Here is a 1248-nt window from a genome sequence, read left to right on the forward strand (position 1 = left end):
ACCACAACCGTACCAACGGGGGGATTTTTTCCTCAACTGTCAAAGTCCGCCGAAATCACATCTCTACAGGACGCTCTGTGTGAGGGAAATGGTGCGATGACTCGCCGTGTTTTGTGCTCGCGCTTCCCCATGTACGTGGCTTTCCCACGCGCGGAGTGCTATCACGAGCTCTGACTCCTCGACTCCCGTCCGCTGTCCTTCGGCACTGCCTATCGGGTGCAGCGTACGCGTCTTGCGCGAGGGGCCGAGGTCTCCCGGTTTGGTGCCGTTTCGTTTTCCGCCATGCCGCGCTCTCCGACTCCGCCGCGGTCTCCCGAACCCTTGCCTCTAATGGGTTCGTACTATGGCCTTCCCGGGTGCTCAAGACGGTCGGCCCGCGGATTATTTAGTCACGAAGCTCAATCACTTCACCCCGTAGGGTTACGGCCTGGACGTCGCGCTGTGTACGCTTGATGACTATCCTCACGGATATTCACCCAACACTCGCTTCCTCGTGAGTGGCTAGCTCTTGCGAGGACCGGAATTGCACCGGCTCGGAACGGCCCACTTATCTGGGCGCACTAAGCGTCAAATAAAGGGGCCGTCTCAATCGGAACACCTTCTGCCGTCATGGCTAACGCACTATGCACGAACAGCCCCCGGTCCCACTGATACTCAATCGGTCCTAGCCCCTCCGTCGCCCGGTGCCCCGTGAAGTTCAGCGTCGTCGTATCTTGGGCGATCAAGATCCATGTGTGCGGGGTACGACGGGCCCACATCGCTTCGCGATGCGATGCAAGGAGTGCGGTAGGGTACACCGAGGGATTGTCAAAAAACCGATAGGCTGCCTTCAGCCCAGCCCAATCTCCTTGGTATGCGGAGGCAACCGACACTTCGGGTTGTGTGCTTAACTGGCTCGCTAGTGCAACGGCGCGCGCGGTCAACCGCGCGTCCCCTAACTGCGCGTCGCCCAGGTCCCGCAATACCCACGGTTCAATCGATTGCCCGCGTTTCTCCATATGGTCCCATTTCGCCACGGCGTAGCAGAAATCTTTGCACCAGGCAAAAAACTCGCAAGAGCCTCATCCAACGAAAATTAGCTCGTTGGGATGAGACTCCGCGTGTTCGTTTGCGCTATCCAAGATGTGGGTAATGATTAGCCCAAAAGGGTCCGGATTAGGACCCGAAGGGAGCAGCCTCCTTCGTGTGGCTCAACGTAAAAAAGCGCATGGGATCAACATTTTCCGGCCCTTCTGGTACCCTGGTAAG

At 58.1% G+C, this 1248-nt stretch carries 1 protein-coding gene; it reads right to left on the reverse strand.

What is annotated here, in order from left to right; all coding sequences use genetic code 11:
• Positions 1-560: 560 nt before the first annotated feature.
• On the reverse strand, positions 561-998 hold the full coding sequence (locus HIJ39_RS23015; protein ID WP_207711887.1) for an IS4/Tn5 family transposase DNA-binding protein: 438 nt from the start codon (positions 996-998) through the stop codon (positions 561-563).
• Positions 999-1248 lie beyond the last annotated feature (250 nt).

Origin of the sequence: Sulfobacillus harzensis (assembly GCF_012933365.1) — a bacterium.
Classification (GTDB): domain Bacteria; phylum Bacillota; class Sulfobacillia; order Sulfobacillales; family Sulfobacillaceae; genus Sulfobacillus_B; species Sulfobacillus_B harzensis.